The organism is Verrucomicrobiia bacterium, from assembly GCA_036405135.1.
Lineage (GTDB): Bacteria > Verrucomicrobiota > Verrucomicrobiia > Limisphaerales > JAEYXS01 > JAEYXS01.
Window position 1 is genome coordinate 130,513 of the sequence record DASWYF010000020.1, and the last position, 18,585, is coordinate 149,097.

The following is an 18,585-nucleotide window of genomic DNA, read 5'->3' on the forward strand; positions in this document are numbered from 1 at the left end:
AACGATAAAAATGCCAGCAGGAAAAACGCTATGGCCTCGGCACATTATTCGTCAAACCCCGCAACGTATTCGTGGCCTCCTGACGGACCCGTAGACTGGGATGCGCCAGGAGCTTCTGCACCTCCGGCACGGTGGCTGTGAAGTGCGGCGCATATCCCCGGATATACGAAAGCGCCAGAGTCTGCGCACTCTCATTCGTGCTGGACAGGCTGCGCACAAAAAGCGGCAGCACCTCGCTCTGGATCACCGGGGAATTGGGCTGCTTGATCACATAAACCAAACCCGCATTGATCCTTGTCGATTCATTTGTGGAACTGAAGAACGCCCGGATCGCTACCAGAGCAGCAGCGTGGCCCTTATCCTCCAACAACAGAGCCAGCGCAGCTGAATTGCGCACCGCATCATCCTTGTCCGCCAACATCCCCTCCAAAGCCGATTTCACACGCGGCAGTGTAGTGATATCGAATTGCAACGCATTGATGATGCGCCGTCTCACTCCGGCTTCGTTGTCTTTGAGAAACTGCACCAGTTCGAGGGGAAAAGCCCGGTCCGTTTTCCTCACGGCCTCAACATGTGTCGCGATGACTCTGGCCGTCAACTCCCGGACCTCACTCCGCGAATCCTGCAACAACGGCAGCAGCTTACGCAGATAATCTTTGCACTCCGGCATGTCCAGAAGCTCCCACGCAGCCGGACGGGCCAATCCCTCCAAATCCCTCGGTCTGGACATCGTCTGGCGGACAGCCTCCGGCGATTCGTAGTAAGTCTTGCGATACGTTTCCTCCAGCTTCGTTTCTTTATAACCCACAAGCTCGATCAATATGGGCACCGCATTCGTTCCCAGGGCCAGCAATCGTTTGCGTTCGGCTTCTCGCGGTTGCGTCGGTCCATAATGCAGGCGCTCCAGATGCTCGATCACCTTGTCCCGCAACGAAGGCTCAGCAGCCCGGGTGACCTCGGTGAAAAAACAGATGCATCCCAGCAAGCAAAGGGGAACAGACCAAGCTCTGATAAAGTTTCTCATGCTCACAGCTTCGGCACATTATTCGTCAAAACCCGCAACGCCTTGCCTGCCTCCATCTGGATAAAGTTGTTGGTATTCGTCAGCAGCTTCTGCACCTCCGGCACCGTCGATGTGAGAACTTTTCCATTCCCCTGCAAAAGCATAAGCGTCATTGCCTGCATCTGACTGTTCGTCCCCGAGAGAATGCCATTCACGATCGGACTTATCTCTCGGTCCACTTCAGGCGAATTTTTCCGCACTATCAGATACGCTCCGATCGCATTGAGCCGCACCGCTTCATTGGTCGATTTCAAAGAGGCGGTCACCACCGCCCAAGCTTCCGGATGATTCTTATCTGAACGCAGCAACGTTTCGCCAGCCCGCACGCGGACCCGTTCATCCTGATCCTGCATAGCGTTTTCCAAGGCTGCCTTCGCCCTTGGCAGATCATTGATACGTTGCCCCAGTCCCACCATGGCATACTCACGCACCATCGCATCATCATCCTTCAGCAAAGGTATCAACTCCAACTGGATGGCGGCCGGTGCATTCTGACCGCGCATCGAGAATATCGAAGCCACTGAACGCCTCGTCTCCGCCCGTTCATCCCTCAGCAACGGCACCAAATCCTGAAAATAATCCTTCGTCTCAGGCATCAACATCAGCAGAAAACTCGCCTCACTCCGCAGCTTGGTGATGAATTCCGGCTTGGACAAATGCTTCTGCAACGTAGCTGGCGTAGTCAGATAAACCTTCTCATACCACGCATCCATCGCTTGCTGCCGATACCCCAACACCTCGATCAACGTCGGTATCGCATTCGTCCCCATCGCCTGGATGCTTTTGATCACCGCAGGCTGATTGGTCGAGATGACCCCCTGTAGCAGCTGCAACACCTGCTCCCGCGGCGTCTGATTCGTCACCTGTGCAAAACCCTCCCCCGCCCAATCCATGAGCAGCAGCAGAATCAACGCGATGCCCCATCTTTTCATAATCTCATCACGGCTTCCTCGGTGATAACACCTCCGGTGCGATCTTCTCCAAAGCATTTCGGGCCGCCTGCTGCACTTCCGGCTCGGTGGATTGCGCATGTTTCAACAATACCGGCACTGCCGCTTTTGCTCGTGGCCCAAACCGCTCCAGACAACCGGAGGCACTGATCAGTTGATCCTTGTCCGAGCCGGATAAGGTGCTGATGAAGATCGGGATCATCTCATCTTCCAGCCTTCCCTTCGGCGAACCTATGCTCAGATAATAAGCTGCCGCCCTGTGACGATAGGTGGCATTGGTTGAAGTGAACAGGGCCTTGAGCGCCTGCAACGCCGTTTGATGGTTTCCATCAGTCTGCAGCAAGATCGCGGCTGCCGCCACACGGACCTCTTCCACCTGATCATTCAAGACTGCTTCCAATGCCGCTTTCGCACGAGGAATTACCGCCCAGCGCGGACTGAAGGCATGGACCATGTAAAGGCGCACCATATGGTCGCTATCCCTGAGCGCAGGCAGGCATTCCAGCATAAGACCGTCTTCCAAGCGCTGCCTGTTATTCGCTATGCAACTTTGCACCAATGAAGCCGCCCGCCGGCGGACCTCCACCCGTTCATCCTTTAAGAGACTCAGAAGATTCGTCAGATATAATCCTGTCTCAGGCATGTTTAGGAGCAACAAGGAAGTTTGGCTGCGTAATTTCTCCAACGCTTCCGGTTTGGACATCCGGCTCTTAACACTTGCCGGAGCCTTGGCATACGCCTTTTCATACCATTGATCCATCTGCGTGGTCTCGTAACCTAATATCTCAATCAATAGAGGCACGGCATTTGTCCCCATCGCTTTGACACTCTGAAAAACGAAAGCCTGATTGGTCGTGTAGAGATTTTGCAGATGCTGCAAGACCACTTCACGGTCAGCAGGAGCAGCCGGTTTCCCCGGCAGCAGTCCCGGGGCAATCTCGCTCAACGCGTTAGTGGCAGACCGTCGCACGTCCGGATCGGCAGATTGCAACAGCTTCTGCAACTGCGACACCGCCCCAAGGCCGCGAGGTCCAAACTCCCCCAGAGAATTGGCCGCATTACGTTGTGTCCAGACATCATCATCCGACAGCATGTTGATGAGCACAGGAATCAACTCCTTTTCTGTGCGCGGCCTGATTGGATCGCTGTTGATATAATCCCGCACGGCGAAATAGCGTGTGTGTGCATCCGTCGATGTAAAGAGAGACTTCAAGGTGGCCAACGCCCTGGCATGGTTCTTGTCTGCGCGGAGCAACGCGTTCGCCGCCTCACGCCGCAGGTCTTCCCGTGCATCTAGCAGCACCTCCTCCAAAGCTGTCCTGACCTCAGGTATCGTCGCCGCCAGTCTGAAAGCCTTAAGAATGTATGTCCTCACTAATGGATCCTTGTCCTTCAACGCGGGTAAGGCGGGCAAAAGCAGTTCCCCATCCACTTGATGAGAAAAATAGGCTAGCGAAGTGGCGGCAACGTTACGGACTTCTGATCGCGAATCCTGTAACAAAGGGAAAAAATTCGTCACATAAGATGTCGCCTCAGGAATACTGATGAGCGCCTCTTGGGCAGCGCTTGATGTTCGGGACCGTAGCGTTCTTTGGCTCATCTTTCCTTGGGCAACGCCGGGGTTTTTAGTCTGCAACCGGGCTTGCCATTGATCCAGTTGCTCCGGCGACCATCCCATCACTTCGATCAATACCGGGGCAGCATTTGTTCCCATCACAATGATGCTTTGCAGGGCGGACTGCTTGTTAGTGACCGCCATCATTTCCTCCAAGTGCCGGAGAACTTTCTCACGAGAACTTGTCTCCGCCCCCTCTGAGACAGACAGGCATAGCACCGCCATGAGCGACAAAAGAAAGAAGACAAGGCGGCCTCTCATAGCGTGACGATGCCCGACTGTATGTCTATCCCTGTATCAACGGCAAGACATCCCGAAGAGGGCAGGGGCAAAATCTTCTACGGACCAAGGTTCAGATGGTGGCCACTGCCGTTGTGGATGGCAGCGGTGCTGTGCGTTGGGGATTCGGCGGTTTGCATAGGGGATACGGAAAGACTGGACCGATGATGACAGCGGACATCTGCAACAGGTTGTTACTGCAGACTGTTGGAGATTGCTGTGGGGCGGAGACCCGCGCTTGGCTTGCTCAGGTCGACACCTTCCCGTTAGCCTGTGTGGGACATGCTCACGGCCACACTTAAATTCTTCAGCCCGCTGGCGCACCCGATCTGTTTGATCTGGGTGGCGTGTCTGATAGGGGCTGTGGTGGCCAAGCGGAAGAAGCTGAAACCGACGATGTTCTTTTTGTTGGGCATCGCGCTCTTCATCTCACTCGTGGCGAGCCGTATCCCGCTGTATCTCATGGGACGCCTAGAAGCGCCTTATGCGTATGTCGAGATGGAGAAACTGGAGTCTGGAGATGCGGTGATCCTATTGGGCGGTGGTGCGGGATATACAAAGACTGATCCCTTGGGCATCAATTTCAATGAAGCTTCAGACCGGATCATAACCGCCATGGAACTGATGCGGTTGCAGAAAGCACCGTTGCTTGTGCTGGGCGGTGGCGGTGATCCGAAAGAGAGCCAGGATATCAGTGAAGGCAGTACGGTGAAGCGGTGGATGGAAAAGAATCTGTCGGTGAAGGTAGAGATGATGGAACTCACGGCTTCTGGTAACACGCATGATGAAGCGGTGAAATGTGCGGCACTGGCGAAAGAGCGCGGATGGAAACGGGTCTATCTCGTGACGTCCGGTTACCACATGAGACGGGCGGAGGGAGTGTTTCGCACAGCAGGTCTTCCGGTGATCCCGGTAGGATGTGATTTTGTCCGTTCAGGAATGCTGAACAAATCGCCATTCAATCCGCTACCGTGGCCGCCGGGGATCGAGTTGTTCAGCCGGTATGCGCATGAACAGGCGGGGTGGGTGGTTTACCGGATGCGGGGGTGGATCAAGGTGGAGGAGGCGAAGAAGCCGTAGCCAAGCCCATCACTTCTCCAATGCTGTGGAAGGAAGGTTAGTCAGGATCAGTTGTTCCAGCGCTCGATTATATGAAGCTGCATAACGCCAAGCTACTTGATGATAATCAGATTGAGGTCGGCGCATCACATCTGTTGCGTAGTAAATGACTTGGTATTGTTTCTGATCATAGATCCGCTTGAGAGAGTAACCATTGGTGATACCTGGGATGCTTGAGTGAAATTCTCCCTGAACGATGTAGAATTTATTGTTTCCATGGGCAGCGGCAGCGACGGCGGCGCGCCGAGGTGAAGCGGATTGAAGCTGGGCGATTTCCCTTTGGTAAAATTCTTCTCTCATCCGCTTCTCGTTCACGGTTTTGGAATTCCGGTAATCACGATAAAGGAAAACGCTCAAAGCCAGCAGCGCACCAAAAAGGATGAGCGTTCTGGTTTTCATGGGTTGGACGCCGCGGGCAGGCGATTGGAGAGTATCAACTTCTCGAGTGCCAGATTATAAGCTTTTGCATAATCACTGGCCGCCAGCACGTATTGCAGATGCAGTTCACTTTCGATGACATCACTCGTGCGGGATATCACGCGGTATTGGCGGGTTTGCAATGCTGGCAGAAGGATAGCTCTATTGGTGATGCCGGGCAGTGATAGTCCCACGCCCATCACTCCATAAAAATTTGTATCACCTTTGGCAGCAGCCGCGACAGCATCCTTGCTTGGATCAGCCGTGCGATAATGGTGGGCCTCTTTTTCAAACCATGTCGTCGCTGCATACTTTATTTCCTGCTTGGCACGTCGAGTTTTCCATTGCGGATGAAAATAGATCGCCAAGTTCACGGCTATCAGCAACCCGATGAGAGAGGTGATGGCGGCCTTGGCTTTCATGGAATCATTGGCTGATGTTCAGCCTATCACAGCACGCACCAGATTTCATGCGCGAACTTATTTGTCTTCCGCAGTGAGTTCCTTATGCGGTGAACTGGTGATGGCTCCGCGTTCATCGATCACATTCAGGAAGAAGGTGAGCGGGCGTTCTTTTGGCAATACGGCACTGACAAAATTTCCGTTAAGTGCAGCAGGGACAGCCTGCCATTTGCGTTTATCATAGGTGCCGGTGTCGGTGGTGTAACAGAGTTCGCCTTTAGTGATAGCAGCAGAGCCTTTAACTTCGGCTTCAGTAGTGTTTTCGATGATCGTCATCGCAGTCACTTGAGCGAGAGGTGCGGTGTGGCGCAGAATGCTATCCGCGAAGAGGCCGATCTCCTTCGGGTTCCAACCCGCTGGATGCGAATGGCCCAGCTTGATATCCATGTGCAAGGTGCGCGGGCCTTTCACTAAATTGTAAGACTTTTGATAAACGCCGAGCCGGTAGTAGAAATCGGTAGGCCGGTTCACGAAGAGGATGGGGCAGGTGACATTTGGAAGATATACTGAGGGATCGAACAGATTGCACCAGCGTTTGGATTGTTCGGGGCCGAGCTTCTCGAATTGCGCCAGCCACGCGCTGTCTTCCCATAAGTAGCCGCTGCCATAAACGGGGATGGCACATTTCAGACGGTCATCCACACCCGCGACGATGCACGTGAGGTAACCGCCCCAACTGATGCCGGTGATGCCGATGCGGTTTGCATCCACTTCCGGCAGGCTGCGCAGTAGTGAGTGACCGCGAATGACAGCGGCGACGGCGTGATAAGTCCACATGTCTTTCACATCAGTCGTGGGGAACTTCTGAAATTTCTCGATGTCACTTTGGTCAGGGCCGCCATCGGGCAGGCGAACTTTCCCAGGGCCATTGCCTGCGGTGTCCATGGCGAGGGCGACGTAACCCCGCTTGGCCCACATCTCCGCCCAGTTCGCGAAAGCCTGTCCGCCGCCGCCGTGGACGAGAACCATGGCGGGGAAGGGACCTTTGCCCTCGGGCCGGCCAAGATACGCGAAGACGCGGGTGGGTTTGCCTTGGAAAGGAACGTTTTCGTAATAGACCTCTTGCACGAGGCCGGTGGTGGTTCCGAAGGTGTGTGCGGGCTTTTGATAGAGAGCCTTGAGATCCCAAGTCTTGTTGGGAACGCTGTAACACACGATGATCGGCGGTTTTTTAACCGATGTCGGCTTCTTAGCATGACTTGATTCACAGCCGCCAAGGCCGATGGCTAATAGAATCAGGAGAGTGAGACGTGAAAGGAAATGCATGCCTATGGCTTTAATATAAATTACTGCCGCTCGCAAACTAAAGGAATCATGGGGGTGCAACGCAACGATAGAAAATGACAACGCAACGGAGGCGGAGAATCTGCTGCTCTGATTGAATGTGTTTGTGCGCTAGGTAAGTGAGTGCTCACGTCACCTGGCATATCGGGTCAGCCACCTTTCCGCGGTTATCCTCCTGCGGTGATGCCGGGTGACGTGGAGCCTCACCGCAAAAAGGAGAGTGCAAGCGGACGACAAAGATTCGCAATCCAACGACAGCGTAAACTTTACCTCTCAACTAGTGTGACGCCATGACCGCAAAGCGTTTCGATCATTTCATGGCGTTCTGGCAGCAACTCACAAAGGTGCGGAAGCCGGCCAAATCCAGCAGCAGCCGTCGTGCAGCCGCAGCCAAGGCGAGCTTGAAGGCCGCGTTGGCCCGCTAGTCAGTTCTACGTGGAACCATGGCAGCGAGGGATATGGATGGTGTCGCTAGCACTTTGCGACAAGGGCGCTATTTTATGAGCCGTGGTTCAGATTGCTTTTTCCGCGCATCAAGGCTACGTTACCACCTGCTGGAGAAAATGTTATGACTACGCTTATTCCTAAAAAGGTGGCTGCTGCCATTTACAAGCAGATCGGCTTGGAATTCTTTGCCTCGATGCAGTATGAGGCGATCTCGGCCTGGTTCAAACAACAAGGGTTGCCGCGGCTATCGGCGCATTTCGCCCAGCAGGCGAGCGAGGAGCGGGCGCACGCGCACCGCTTCATGAAATATGTGGTGGATACGGGCACGCCGCTGGCGTTGCCGGCCATCGATGCGCCGAAGTGCGAATTCAAATCCGCTGAAGAAGCGGCGCAGGTGGCCTTGGAACACGAGATCAAGGTGACGGATTCCATCAAGGCGTTGTTCGATCTCGCGGAAAAGGAGGGCGATCGCTTCACACAGACATCTTTGCAATGGTTCATCAACGAGCAGTTGGAGGAGGTCTCTTCTGCGGATGAACTGCTCCAGATGATCCGCCGCGCTGGTGATGGCGGGTTGTTGCTGGTGGAGTATTTCCTCGGTGGTGGCGGAACAGGCGGCGGAGCCCCCAAGGGTGGCGAGTGATATAACTTATATAAATTGTTTAAAACCCGCAGCGTGAAAGTGCTGCGGGCTTTTATTTTTTGATGAGAATGAAAATAGATGAAAAATATTTCAATCACCCGCTGAAGATGCTTCCAGATCTGGTTTCTTGAAAACTTAACACGAATAGAACACCTGATTTTATTGGTTAAAAATGATTTCAATGGGAGGATTGCGTCTGTGATTCCGAATTTCCTGTTTCGCAATCTTACAATAGAAAATAGCAAGTGAACGAAAGCGGAGGCTTTTCGAATTATATAATTTGCGCACCGTTGTCCGGTCGTCACCGGAGAAAGTTGAGGCCCGGTTGGACTCAAATTTCATAAGGCATCTGTGTGGCGGCCGGGCGACGTGACTTTATTATATACATGAAGAAATACGAGCAGACGCAGCAGGGGGTTGAAACAAATCCGGAAAGTCTAAGAAAACCGTCCATCGCCACGCTGGCATTGGTGAATGTCATCATGCTGGCGGGTGCTGGCGCCGCGCAGGCGCAGACGAATACGCCACCAGCAGTGGCCGGTTCGTCCACGAATGCGCCGACGAAACTGCCGGACGTGGTGATCACTGGCGAGAAGACGAAGGATGAGACGGCTTATAAGCCGGAACAGGTTGCTAACCCGAAGTACACGACACCGCTGGTGGATACTGCGCAAACAATCACTGTGATCCCCAAGGCGGTCATCGAGCAGCAAGGTGCGACGACCTTGAGCGAAATCATGCGCAACATCCCGGGTGTGACGATGCTGGCAGGAGAGGGAGGTGGTGCTTCGAGCAGCGCAGGTGACACGTTCTTCATGCGCGGTTTTGATGCGAGCAATAACATCTTCGTAGATGGTGTGCGCAACCAGGGTCTGATCACGCGTGATGCCTTCAATCTTGAAGCGGTGGAAGTTTTCAAAGGCCCTACGGGCAGTGATACTGGCCGCGGCAATGGTTCTGGTTACGTAAATATCGTTACGAAGTCGCCCGCGTTGGAACCTTTCTATCGTGCCAGCCTGGGATACAACTCGGCCGACAACACCCGTTTCACAGCGGATGTGAACCAGCCGTTGCAACTCGGCGAGAAAGACACCTGGCTGGGCGGTTCGGCGTTACGCCTGAACGGATTGGTGCAGGGTGGCGGCGTGGCGGGCCGTGACTACGTGGAGCGCAATAGTTGGGGCATCTCGCCATCATTGGCATTGGGATTGGGTACGCCAACGCGTGTGGTATTCACCTCCACATATACCGAGCAGGACAACATTCCTGATTACGGTCTGCCAACAGCGACTTTGAATGGCAATAGTGGCATCGATCGCGAGAACTATTATGGCAACGTGCTCTATGACTTTGAAGAAGTCAGCCAGTTCAGCGCAGGTGGCCGCATCGAGCATGATCTCTCGGACAGCTTTACGTTGCGCAATAACACCGTCTACACGGAGACGCACCGTTTGGCGGTGATCACGGGGTTGGGCAATATCAATGCTGCGGGTCAGGTCGCGCGTATGCGACAGGCAAACGAGCGGTACAACAAGATTTTCTCAAATCAGACGAGCGGCACCATCAAGTTTGACACAGGCCCGCTGGAACATGCCGTGGTGACGGGGTTGGAATACACTTGGGAAGAGCAATACACCCCCACGGTGATTGGTGCCGGTACCGCGGCAGTTACTCCGTTTGACGGATACAACCCCGATCCATACTACGATGTTACCGGCTATGGCCCGGTGCGGAACGGCGCTTACAGCAGGGGCTCTACGGACACGGTGGCGCTGTATCTGTTTGATACGATCGATATCGGTGAACGCTGGCAGGTGAATGGTGGCGTGCGTTGGGAGCATTATGCGACGCACTTCACTTCCGTGGATGCAACCCAGGCAGTGACCGCCGATCTGGGCGCGGATGGACACATTCTCAGCAGCAAGGCGGGCTTGCTCTTCAAGCCGGCCTCCAATGGCAGCACGTACTTCGGTTTCGGTCGCACAATGACGCCTCCGGGCAGTGCGAACTTCAACCTCAGTGGTGCGGCGGGCAATGTGAACAATGCCAGCACGGATCCGCAGATCGCCGACAACTTCGAACTCGGCACGAAGTGGGAATTCTTCAAGGAACGCCTGGCGGTCAATGCTTCGGTGTTCCGGACGATCAATCACAATATTCTGACGCCGGATCCGTTGAATGTTGGTTCCTTCATTTACGACAGTCGCGAGCAGATCGTGAATGGTGTGGAATGGGGTGTGGCGGGACGCATCACGGATGAGTGGCAGGTCTTTGCCAACTGGTCCTACCTCAACACGGAGTTCTCTGACCCGGCCAATGCAGCCAACGGTGCGGCCATCCAATGGACGCCTGAGTTCTCGATGAGTTTGTGGACAACGTATCGTCTGCCTTTCGGCCTCACGCTGGGTGGTGGTGCGCGCTATGTGAGCACCATCGCCCGTCAGACGACCAATACTCCGGGTGCGAATATGCCGGAAGCGCCGGATTATTGGGTCTTCGATGCCATGCTGCAGTATGACATCACGAAGAACATCAATGTGCGCCTGAACATCTACAACCTGGCTGACGAGCTGTATTCCAGCAGCTTGAACAACAACGGCGGGCGGTTCAATCCGGGCACACCGCGGTCAGCCTACCTGACGGCCAACTTCAGCTTCTAAGCTGGATAGGCAAAAACTACCTGTCGGCGGCTTGCACTCGCCCAAAACGAGGTACGCAAGCCGCCGATAGAAAAACGCAAGCCACCGCAAGCGCGGGATTTACCGGTTCTCTACTTTATGAATCCTTGGCCCGACAGCCGTCGGAGAAATTTGAGCCCTGTAGGCTCCGGTTTCATAAGGCATCCGCACGGCTGTCGGGCTGTAGTGACTTTAATAAAATGATGACGCAGAAGAACACAGTTCAGGGGCAGAAGCCGGGATATCGTCCGTCTGCCAGCACGTTGATGATGGTCAATGCCATCATGCTCGCGGGGGCCAGTGCCGCGCAGGCGCAGACGAACACGCCGCCAGTCGCGGCGGGTTCTTCTACGAACGCGCCGACGAAGCTGCCAGACGTGGTCATCACGGGTGAGAAGACGAAGGATGAGACGGCTTACAAGCCGGAGACGGTATCTTCACCCAAATACACGGAGCCGCTGGTCAATACGACGCAAAGCATTACGGTCATCCCTCGCGCCGTCATGGAGGACCAGGGTGCGACTTCTTTGCGCGATGTCTTGCGCAACGTTCCGGGCATCAGCATGCAAGCAGGCGAAGGCGGTGTGCCGGCGGGTGACAACTTGTCCATCCGCGGTTTCAATGCCCGCACGGACATGTTCATCGATGGCGTGCGTGATTTCGGCGGTTACTCGCGCGACCCGTTCAACATGGAGCAGGTGGAAGTGATCAAGGGCCCGACGTCTTCCTCCACGGGCCGTGGTTCCACGGGCGGTTCCATCAATCTGGTCAGCAAAATGCCCAAGGTGGACCCGTTCTACAGCGGTTCCGTAGGTGTCGGCACGGATAACTATATCCGTTCTACCGTGGACGTGAACCAGCCGTTGAAGGATACGGGCTTTGAAGGCACGGCTTTGCGGTTGAATGGTGTCTGGCACCAGAACGACACGCCCCGCCGTGATGAAGTGACGAATGAGCGCTGGGGTGTGGCGCCGTCACTGGCTTTCGGTCTGGGCACGCCTACGCGCGTGACGTTGAGCTATTTCCACTTGGAGCAGGACAATATTCCGGACTACGGCATTCCGTTCGTGCCGGTGGGCAATACCGATCCCTTCCTCGCCGGTTACGGTGATCAAGTGGCCCCCGTGGATTATTCCAATTTCTACGGTCTCGCCAATCGTGATTACGAGAAGACCCGCACGGATTTGGGCACGGCTCTGTTCGAGCACGATTTCAACGATTCCTACAGCCTGCGGAATCTGTTCCGCATGGGCATCACCAAGCGTGATTCCATCATCACGGCTCCGCGCTTCTTCGATTCCGATCCGGGCGCAGGTGTTATCAATGACACCCGCGTCAACCGCCAGATCCAATCACGTGACCAGACGGATACGATCATTGCGAACCAGACCGACCTGACGAGCCGTTTCGAAACCGCCAAGCTGGAGCATACGTTGGTGACCAGCCTGGAAGTCATCGGTGAATCTTCGGAGAACTACACGCGGGCTGGTGTTACGTCGGTAACGGACATCTATAATCCGAACCCGAACGACCCGAATCCAGGCGCTGTCACTCGTACGGGTGTGGTGACGGAAGCCCAATCCATGTCGGCGGCCTTGTCCATATTCGATACGATCAAGATCGGTGAGAAGTGGCAGGTCAATGGCGGTGTGCGCTTCGAGCACTTTGAAGTGGATGTCGGTCCGTTGCGCTCCAACGATGACATGATCAGCGGCCGCACGGGCTTGGTCTTCAAGCCGAAGGAAAACGGCAGCGTCTATTTCGGTTACGGCACGTCCTTCAATCCTTCAGCGGAAGGTTTGACGCTGGCCACGACCGCGACCGCGGCGAACAACGTCAATACGGATCCCGAGCAAAGCCATACCTACGAGCTAGGCACCAAGTGGGAATTCTTCAAGCAGCGGCTTTCCATCAGCGCTGCCGTGTTCCGCACGGACAAGACGAATGCGCGCACGGAAGACCCGACGAACCCGGCCGACGTGATCGTGCTGAATGGTGTGCAGCGTGTGGATGGCATCGAGTTCGGCGCGGCTGGCCGCATCACAGAAGAATGGCAGGTCTTCGCCGGTTACACCTACATGCACAGTGAGATCGTGAAATCTCTGAACGCGGCCGAAGTGGGCAAGGAATTGAGCAACACGCCGGAGCAATCGTTCAACCTCTGGACGACCTATCAGCTTCCGTTCGGTCTCGAACTTGGCGGCGGTGCGCAATTCGTCGATACCCGCTACAGCAGCAACACGAACACGCGTCAGGTGGAAGGCTATGTGCTCTTCGACGCGATGGTGGGTTATCGCATCAATAAAAACTTCGATGTCCGTCTGAACGTCTATAATCTGACGGATACGACCTACATTGACCGTGTGGGCGGCGGCCATGTGATCCCGGGTGCGGGACGCTCCGCTGTGCTGACGGCCAATTTCCGGTTCTAAGATAAACATGTTAATCAGCATTCCAGATGTATTGACGCCGCAGCAAGTGGCTGAGGCACGGCAGATCCTTGAGAGCGCCGAGTGGGTGGATGGCAAGGTGACGGCGGGTTATCAATCCGCTCGCGCCAAGGACAACAGGCAGATCCCGGAGGGGCATCCGGCGGCGCGGCAGGTGGGTGAGATGATCGTGAACGCGTTGAGCAAGAATCCGCTGTTCATCACCGCGGCCTTGCCTTTGCGCATCTTCCCGCCGCTGTTCAACCGCTACACCGGTGGTCAATCATTTGGAACGCACGTGGATAATGCGATCCGGCAGGTGCCGGGCACGGGCCATCGCATCCGCACGGACCTGTCGGCCACATTGTTCTTCGCCGGACCGGAAGAGTATGATGGCGGCGAGTTGTGCGTGGAAGACACGTATGGTGTGAAGAAGGTGAAGCTGCCGCCCGGACACATGATCTTGTATCCGGCGACGAGCTTGCATCACGTCACGCCCGTGACGCGGGGTGCGCGTCTGTGCTCGTTCTTCTGGTTGCAGAGCATGATCCGCGATGACACCCAGCGCTCGCTGTTGTTCGACTTGGACATGGCAATCCAGCGTCTGAATGCGGATGTGCCGAATCACCCATCCACCGTGAGCCTTACGGGCGTGTATCACAACCTGCTCCGCCAATGGGCGGAAATGGGCTAACTCATTGTTATTTGTCGTATGAAACAATCTCTCTTCGCTTCATTGCGTGCGTTAGTGCTGGCCGCCGGTCTGACTGGTGCCATCACGGCGCAGGCGCATAATATCTGGTTGGAAGACCTGCCGAACGGCGAGGTGGGATTCCGCTTCGGTGAGATCGGAGAGAAGGTGGAGACATCACCGGGACGTCTCGATGCGTTCACCAGCCTGCAAGGTTGGACGGTGGCTACGAATCAGTTCAAGCTGGAGAAAAAGAGCGATCACATCCTGCTGCAAGGCAGCAAAGCATCCGCTCCGGTACTCGCGGAAGAAGCGGGCATGCCGGTGCGTGCGGTGCAGAATCCGCGTAAGACGATGTTTTACGCACGCTGGCAACCGGCTAAATCCGAAGCAGGTGAAGCGGCGCTGACGCTGGACATCGTGCCGACGGGTAAGGCGGGCGAATACAAAGTGACGTTCCGTGGTCAGCCACTCGCAGAGGCCAAGATCAAGGTGGAGGGAGATAAAGGTTTTACGGCGGATCTGACCAGCAATGCTGAAGGCAAGGTGACTTTCAAGGCACCGTCCAAGGGATTGTTTTTGCTGGTCTGTGTTCATCGCGAGACGTTGGCGGGCTTTGCCGGGGGCAAGGCATTTGAGGGCCTGACGCACAGCTCCACCCTTTCCTTCCGCCAGCCATGAAGCAGAAGTTCCGCAAAGCACTTTTCTGGGTTCACCTGGTCATCGGCCTCGTCGCCGGTGGCGTGATCGCGATCACGGTTTTCACGGGTGCTTCCATGGCGTTCGAGAAGCAGGTGATCGCGTGGGTGGAGCGGGATGTACGCAAGGTGAAGCCGCCGACGGCGGATGCACCGCGCCTGACGCTGGATGAGTTGGGCAAGAAATTGCGTGAGGCACAGCCGGAGGCGCGTCCGGCGAGCATTGTGGTCTCTGCCGATCCGACGGAGCCAGTGATCTACAGCATGGGCCGGACGAACACGGTTTACCTGAATCCTTACACCGGCGAAATCCAGCAGCCGGGTGCGAAGAAGACGCGTGAGTTCTTCGCGCTGATGCTGCGTTGGCATCGGTGGTTGGGTGTGAACACGCCTCCGGGCCAAGGTCCGGGAGGTTCTGGTGGAATGGGAACGAATGCGGTGGCAAGTGCACAAGGCGGTTCTAATACTGTAGCAACTGCTGCGACTGCTTCTACGAATGCCGTAGCGGCGGCACCGGCTGGTGGTCCCGGAGGGCCGGCTGGCGAACCTCGTCCAATGAGTGCGCGGGAGATGGCGGGCACGGTGGTGGGTATCTCCACGATCATCTTTGTGCTGTTGAGCATCACGGGTATTTACCTGTGGTGGCCGCGTCACTGGTCTTGGAAGAGTTTGAAGGCGGTCTCGGTGGTTAGCTTCAAGCTCAAAGGCAAGCCGCGTGACTGGAACTGGCACAATGCGATGGGGCTGTGGTCTGCACCGGTCATCGTGATCATGGGTTTCACGGGCATCGTGATGGCGTTCCATGATGTGGGTGACTGGATTTATAAGCGACCGGAAGGCGATGCAGCGAAGGCTTTGATTCCAACGGTGCCGACACCGGCTCCGGGAACGCGTCCGGCGAATCATGATGTATTGCTCGCTGCCGCGCAGAAGGAAGTGCCGGGCTGGGAAACGATCACGTTGCGCCTTTCCAATCCGCGTCAGCGCGGTGGTGGCGGTGGAATGCAACGTCCGCAAGGTGGTGCTCCGGGTGCAGCGGTGGCGGGCACGACGGTTGAGGCGAACAGCACGAATGCGGTGGTGGCGTCTGCGGAAGAGAGACCTCGCGGTGAAGGCAAGCGTGAGGGTGGTCGCCGCAAGCGCGAAGGTGGCAATGCAGAGGTGGCGCAGAATGCAGAAGGTTCTACGAATGCAGCTCCGGCTGTGGCCGCAGCGACGGCGTCTACCGGTGGTGAAGCGCGTGAAGGTCGTGGCGAACGTGGTGGTGAGCGCGCCAAGGGCATGGGCGGTGAAGGTCGCGGTGGGGCTGGTGGTATGGCTGCCGCTGCGCCGCAACCGATCAATATGACGGTGAAGACAGAGGCGTGGATGCCGTTGCCTTACCAGCTTCAGCTTGATCCGTTCACGGGGGATGTGTTGCGGAAAGAGAGCTTGTCCGATTACGGGGTGCGTCGCGGTTTCCGCACGTTGAACCGCACGTTGCACACAGGCGAGGCGTTCGGGTTGCCCGGACAGGCGATCGCGCTCTTTGCCTGCATCGGTGGCATGGTGCTAGTTTACACGGGTTTTGCGCTTTCCTTCCGCCGCTTCCGTAACTGGCGGAATCGCAAGCATGATCTGGCCGCCAAGCCGGAAGAGAAGTCCGCTGAAGCCGAGAAACGCGCTATCGCGCAGCCGGAACCGGAAGTGATGGCGGTGCCTCGCACGGCCACAGAATAGACGGTTTAAACAGCCCAATCGTAACAGAAAGAGGGCTTGACCAGATTTATTTGAGATTTAGTCTCAAGAACTGCTCTTAGCAGTATGGTGACCACGCAAGAACCAGCTAAATTGATCGTGAAGGTGCCTCCGGCATCGCTGGAACGTTGCGCCTTGGGGGAAGCGTGCCCGACGCGGTTGACGTGTGAGCTGGCGCGGCAATGTCTTCCGCAGGACAAGCCGGACCCGAATGTGAAGTATGCTTGGGCGAACGCGATCTGTGTGCTGTTCATCCTCATCGGGCTGTATGGTTTGAAGTCGCCGTTGTTCATCTTGCCAGCGGAAGCGAAAGCGGAAGAGGTGGTGGTGCCGGTGTTGTTCATGCCGCCGCCTCCGAGCATGCAATCGCAGTCGCTGGCTCCGGCAAGCGAGAGTGCGCCTGCGCCAGACAGCATTGCGGAACCGATGGAGATGCCGGAAGTGGCTCCTGCGGTGGCTCCCGAAAATGCGAATGTGGCGTTTGCCGTGCCGGTGGAAGGACCTGTGCGCGTGGTGGCAGCACAGTATGCAGCGGCACCGCCGGTGATCCGTAAAGTGGTGGCACCTCCGCCGCCGGGACCGACGGGTAATGGCACGGGTGGAACGGGGGATGCGGTGGAGTTCAGTCCGGGTGGCGGGGATGGCGGAAAATATCCCCAGCCGACATATCCTGCACTGGCTTTGAGCCGTGGCTATCAAGGTGTGACGGTGTTGGAGATCGTGGTCGATCGCACCGGTTTTCCTTCATCCATTTCAGTGCGTGACAGTTCTGGCTGGGATATTCTGGATGACGAAGCCGCTTACACTGTGAAGCGCAAGTGGCGCTGGCCAGCCGGGCCGCAACGTCATTATCTGGTGCCTTTTAAATTCCAAATCAACCAGAAGAAATAGTCTTCGGCCAAGTCGTAACCGCACGTTTTATTACCCATGCTCGCGAATACTGTCGTTGAATTGTTCATCAAGGGCGGCCCCATCATGTGGCCGATCCTCATCGTTGTTCTGGTTGCCGTCGCGGTGGTCGGTGAGCGGATCATCTGGTGGAGCACGCTGGCGAAGAAGCGTGATGCGAAGCGGCTGGAGCAGGTGTTGACGGCGATCGAGGTGGGTGATTTCAACACAGCATCGAATCGCGCGAAGGATTCAGAAGACCCGGTGATCCGTATGATTTGGCATGGGTTGAACCATGTTCACTCTTCCATGCAGGGGGCGTTGCAGGTGGCGGCGGGTGTAGAACTGCAACGCGCGGGCCGTTTCATCATGGCGATGGATACGATCATCACGCTGGCGCCGTTGCTTGGTTTGCTCGGCACGGTGACGGGCATCATGGCTTCATTCGATTCCATCGGCGGTTCTGAACTGGCCGTGGAGAAGGTGACGGGCGGTATCGGTGAGGCGCTCATCGCGACGGGTGCGGGCCTGGGCATCGCGATCTTTGTGCTGATCCCGTTCAATTATTTCACGGCGAAGGTCGCGCGCTTGCAGTTCGAGCTGGAGTCTGCGGCGACGAATGTCGAGGTGATGGTGCAGGCGGCGAAGCACAAGGAATCGGATGGCGGCACGTTCCGTGAGACGCCAGCTCCTCCTGCGCCCTCGATGATCAGCGCGCGCAAATCTACGACTACAGTTTGATGGGGCTTCCTTCCAGACGCGCATGAAAATCGGTTCTCCATTGCCACACCGGAAAGCACGGATTGAGATCGTCCCGTTGATCGACATCATGTTCTTTCTGTTGGCGTCGTTCATGATGGTGAGTCTCACGATGGTGAAGTTGCAATCCATCAAGATGGACCTGCCTACGGCCACGCAGGCGACGAAGGATTTCAAGCCGGACCTGGTGAACATCGCAGTGGACAAGCAAGGTGACATCTACATCGAGAAGGAGCGCAAGACGTTGGTGGAGATGCATGATTATCTGGTGAAACGGGTGGCGGAGAAGAAGGACATCCCGGTGTATATCAGCGGCGACAAGGCGGCGAGCCACGGGGCGGTGATCAATGTGTTGGACATGGTGCGCAGAGCGGGTGTGCAGAAGGTTTCCTTCGCCATCGCAGCCGCGAGCGAGGGGGAGAAGTAA

Annotated in this window: 17 protein-coding genes; 11 read left to right on the forward strand and 6 right to left on the reverse strand. The window is 56.2% G+C overall.

The window, feature by feature from the left end:
* Nucleotides 1–28: 28 nt before the first annotated feature.
* From VGH19_09155 to VGH19_09165, 3 genes are read right to left on the reverse strand one after another with little or no spacing between them, the layout of a single operon-like run.
* On the reverse strand, nt 29–1,024 hold the full coding sequence (locus VGH19_09155) for a HEAT repeat domain-containing protein (GenBank protein ID HEY1171523.1): 996 nt from the start codon (nt 1,022–1,024) through the stop codon (nt 29–31).
* 2 nt (nt 1,025–1,026) lie between these two features.
* The gene (locus VGH19_09160) at nt 1,027–1,995 is read right to left on the reverse strand and encodes a HEAT repeat domain-containing protein (protein ID HEY1171524.1); all 969 of its coding nucleotides are present in this window, start codon (nt 1,993–1,995) and stop codon (nt 1,027–1,029) included.
* A 7-nt stretch (nt 1,996–2,002) separates the two neighbouring features.
* Complete coding sequence (locus tag VGH19_09165) at nt 2,003–3,889, reverse strand: HEAT repeat domain-containing protein (protein ID HEY1171525.1); 1,887 nt, start codon at nt 3,887–3,889, stop codon at nt 2,003–2,005.
* A gap of 300 nt (nt 3,890–4,189) precedes the next feature.
* On the opposite strand from VGH19_09165, the gene VGH19_09170 reads away from it, so the two are divergent.
* Entirely contained in the window at nt 4,190–4,987 is a 798-nt protein-coding gene (locus tag VGH19_09170) for a YdcF family protein (GenBank protein HEY1171526.1), read from the forward strand.
* A gap of 9 nt (nt 4,988–4,996) precedes the next feature.
* Here VGH19_09170 and VGH19_09175 read toward each other — a convergent pair whose 3' ends face one another.
* The 3 genes from VGH19_09175 to VGH19_09185 are packed head-to-tail and all read right to left on the reverse strand — an operon-like array spanning nt 4,997 to nt 7,170.
* Complete coding sequence (locus VGH19_09175) at nt 4,997–5,425, reverse strand: hypothetical protein (GenBank protein ID HEY1171527.1); 429 nt, start codon at nt 5,423–5,425, stop codon at nt 4,997–4,999.
* The gene (locus VGH19_09180; GenBank protein ID HEY1171528.1) at nt 5,422–5,865 is read right to left on the reverse strand and encodes a hypothetical protein; all 444 of its coding nucleotides are present in this window, start codon (nt 5,863–5,865) and stop codon (nt 5,422–5,424) included. The genes VGH19_09175 and VGH19_09180 overlap by 4 nt, the downstream gene beginning before the upstream one ends.
* Nucleotides 5,866–5,922: 57 nt before the next feature.
* Nucleotides 5,923–7,170 carry an acetylxylan esterase gene (locus VGH19_09185; GenBank protein HEY1171529.1) on the reverse strand — a complete coding sequence of 416 codons (1,248 nt, stop codon included), beginning with the start codon at nt 7,168–7,170 and terminating at the stop codon, nt 5,923–5,925.
* Nucleotides 7,171–7,478: 308 nt separating this feature from the next.
* Here VGH19_09185 and VGH19_09190 point away from each other — a divergent pair, with 308 nt between their 5' ends.
* The 10 genes from VGH19_09190 to VGH19_09235 all read left to right on the forward strand — a co-directional run bounded on the left by VGH19_09190 (nt 7,479) and on the right by VGH19_09235 (nt 18,585).
* Nucleotides 7,479–7,613 (forward strand): hypothetical protein, encoded by a 135-nt coding sequence (locus VGH19_09190; GenBank protein ID HEY1171530.1) that lies wholly within the window; start codon nt 7,479–7,481, stop codon nt 7,611–7,613.
* 143 nt (nt 7,614–7,756) lie between these two features.
* On the forward strand, nt 7,757–8,278 hold the full coding sequence (locus VGH19_09195) for a ferritin (GenBank protein ID HEY1171531.1): 522 nt from the start codon (nt 7,757–7,759) through the stop codon (nt 8,276–8,278).
* A 386-nt stretch (nt 8,279–8,664) separates the two neighbouring features.
* A complete protein-coding gene (locus tag VGH19_09200; GenBank protein ID HEY1171532.1) occupies nt 8,665–10,938 on the forward strand; it encodes a TonB-dependent siderophore receptor in 2,274 nt (757 codons plus the stop codon).
* 218 nt (nt 10,939–11,156) lie between these two features.
* Nucleotides 11,157–13,388 carry a TonB-dependent siderophore receptor gene (locus VGH19_09205; protein HEY1171533.1) on the forward strand — a complete coding sequence of 744 codons (2,232 nt, stop codon included), beginning with the start codon at nt 11,157–11,159 and terminating at the stop codon, nt 13,386–13,388.
* Between the two features lie 7 nt (nt 13,389–13,395).
* The gene (locus VGH19_09210) at nt 13,396–14,079 is read left to right on the forward strand and encodes a Fe2+-dependent dioxygenase (protein ID HEY1171534.1); all 684 of its coding nucleotides are present in this window, start codon (nt 13,396–13,398) and stop codon (nt 14,077–14,079) included.
* A gap of 18 nt (nt 14,080–14,097) precedes the next feature.
* Nucleotides 14,098–14,757 carry a hypothetical protein gene (locus VGH19_09215; GenBank protein HEY1171535.1) on the forward strand — a complete coding sequence of 220 codons (660 nt, stop codon included), beginning with the start codon at nt 14,098–14,100 and terminating at the stop codon, nt 14,755–14,757.
* Entirely contained in the window at nt 14,754–16,493 is a 1,740-nt protein-coding gene (locus VGH19_09220; GenBank protein HEY1171536.1) for a PepSY-associated TM helix domain-containing protein, read from the forward strand. Before VGH19_09215 ends, VGH19_09220 begins: the two co-directional genes overlap by 4 nt.
* An 84-nt stretch (nt 16,494–16,577) precedes the next feature.
* Nucleotides 16,578–17,402, forward strand: a complete 825-nt coding sequence (locus tag VGH19_09225; GenBank protein ID HEY1171537.1) for a TonB family protein — start codon at nt 16,578–16,580, stop codon at nt 17,400–17,402.
* A 36-nt stretch (nt 17,403–17,438) separates the two neighbouring features.
* Entirely contained in the window at nt 17,439–18,140 is a 702-nt protein-coding gene (locus VGH19_09230) for a MotA/TolQ/ExbB proton channel family protein (protein ID HEY1171538.1), read from the forward strand.
* Nucleotides 18,141–18,162: 22 nt separating this feature from the next.
* Nucleotides 18,163–18,585, forward strand: coding sequence for a biopolymer transporter ExbD (locus VGH19_09235; protein HEY1171539.1), 423 nt, complete (start codon nt 18,163–18,165; stop codon nt 18,583–18,585).

Coding starts and splice junctions, on each gene's coding strand:
- VGH19_09220 (HEY1171536.1), top strand. CDS start 14,754: ATGAAGCAGAAGTTCCGCAAAGCACTTTTCTGGGTTCACCTGGTCATC.
- VGH19_09195 (HEY1171531.1), top strand. CDS start 7,757: ATGACTACGCTTATTCCTAAAAAGGTGGCTGCTGCCATTTACAAGCAG.
- VGH19_09205 (HEY1171533.1), top strand. CDS start 11,157: ATGATGACGCAGAAGAACACAGTTCAGGGGCAGAAGCCGGGATATCGT.
- VGH19_09165 (HEY1171525.1), bottom strand. CDS start 3,889: ATGAGAGGCCGCCTTGTCTTCTTTCTTTTGTCGCTCATGGCGGTGCTA.
- VGH19_09190 (HEY1171530.1), top strand. CDS start 7,479: ATGACCGCAAAGCGTTTCGATCATTTCATGGCGTTCTGGCAGCAACTC.
- VGH19_09215 (HEY1171535.1), top strand. CDS start 14,098: ATGAAACAATCTCTCTTCGCTTCATTGCGTGCGTTAGTGCTGGCCGCC.
- VGH19_09180 (HEY1171528.1), bottom strand. CDS start 5,865: ATGAAAGCCAAGGCCGCCATCACCTCTCTCATCGGGTTGCTGATAGCC.
- VGH19_09235 (HEY1171539.1), top strand. CDS start 18,163: ATGAAAATCGGTTCTCCATTGCCACACCGGAAAGCACGGATTGAGATC.
- VGH19_09170 (HEY1171526.1), top strand. CDS start 4,190: ATGCTCACGGCCACACTTAAATTCTTCAGCCCGCTGGCGCACCCGATC.
- VGH19_09185 (HEY1171529.1), bottom strand. CDS start 7,170: ATGCATTTCCTTTCACGTCTCACTCTCCTGATTCTATTAGCCATCGGC.
- VGH19_09230 (HEY1171538.1), top strand. CDS start 17,439: ATGCTCGCGAATACTGTCGTTGAATTGTTCATCAAGGGCGGCCCCATC.
- VGH19_09200 (HEY1171532.1), top strand. CDS start 8,665: ATGAAGAAATACGAGCAGACGCAGCAGGGGGTTGAAACAAATCCGGAA.
- VGH19_09175 (HEY1171527.1), bottom strand. CDS start 5,425: ATGAAAACCAGAACGCTCATCCTTTTTGGTGCGCTGCTGGCTTTGAGC.
- VGH19_09210 (HEY1171534.1), top strand. CDS start 13,396: ATGTTAATCAGCATTCCAGATGTATTGACGCCGCAGCAAGTGGCTGAG.
- VGH19_09155 (HEY1171523.1), bottom strand. CDS start 1,024: ATGAGAAACTTTATCAGAGCTTGGTCTGTTCCCCTTTGCTTGCTGGGA.
- VGH19_09160 (HEY1171524.1), bottom strand. CDS start 1,995: ATGAAAAGATGGGGCATCGCGTTGATTCTGCTGCTGCTCATGGATTGG.
- VGH19_09225 (HEY1171537.1), top strand. CDS start 16,578: ATGGTGACCACGCAAGAACCAGCTAAATTGATCGTGAAGGTGCCTCCG.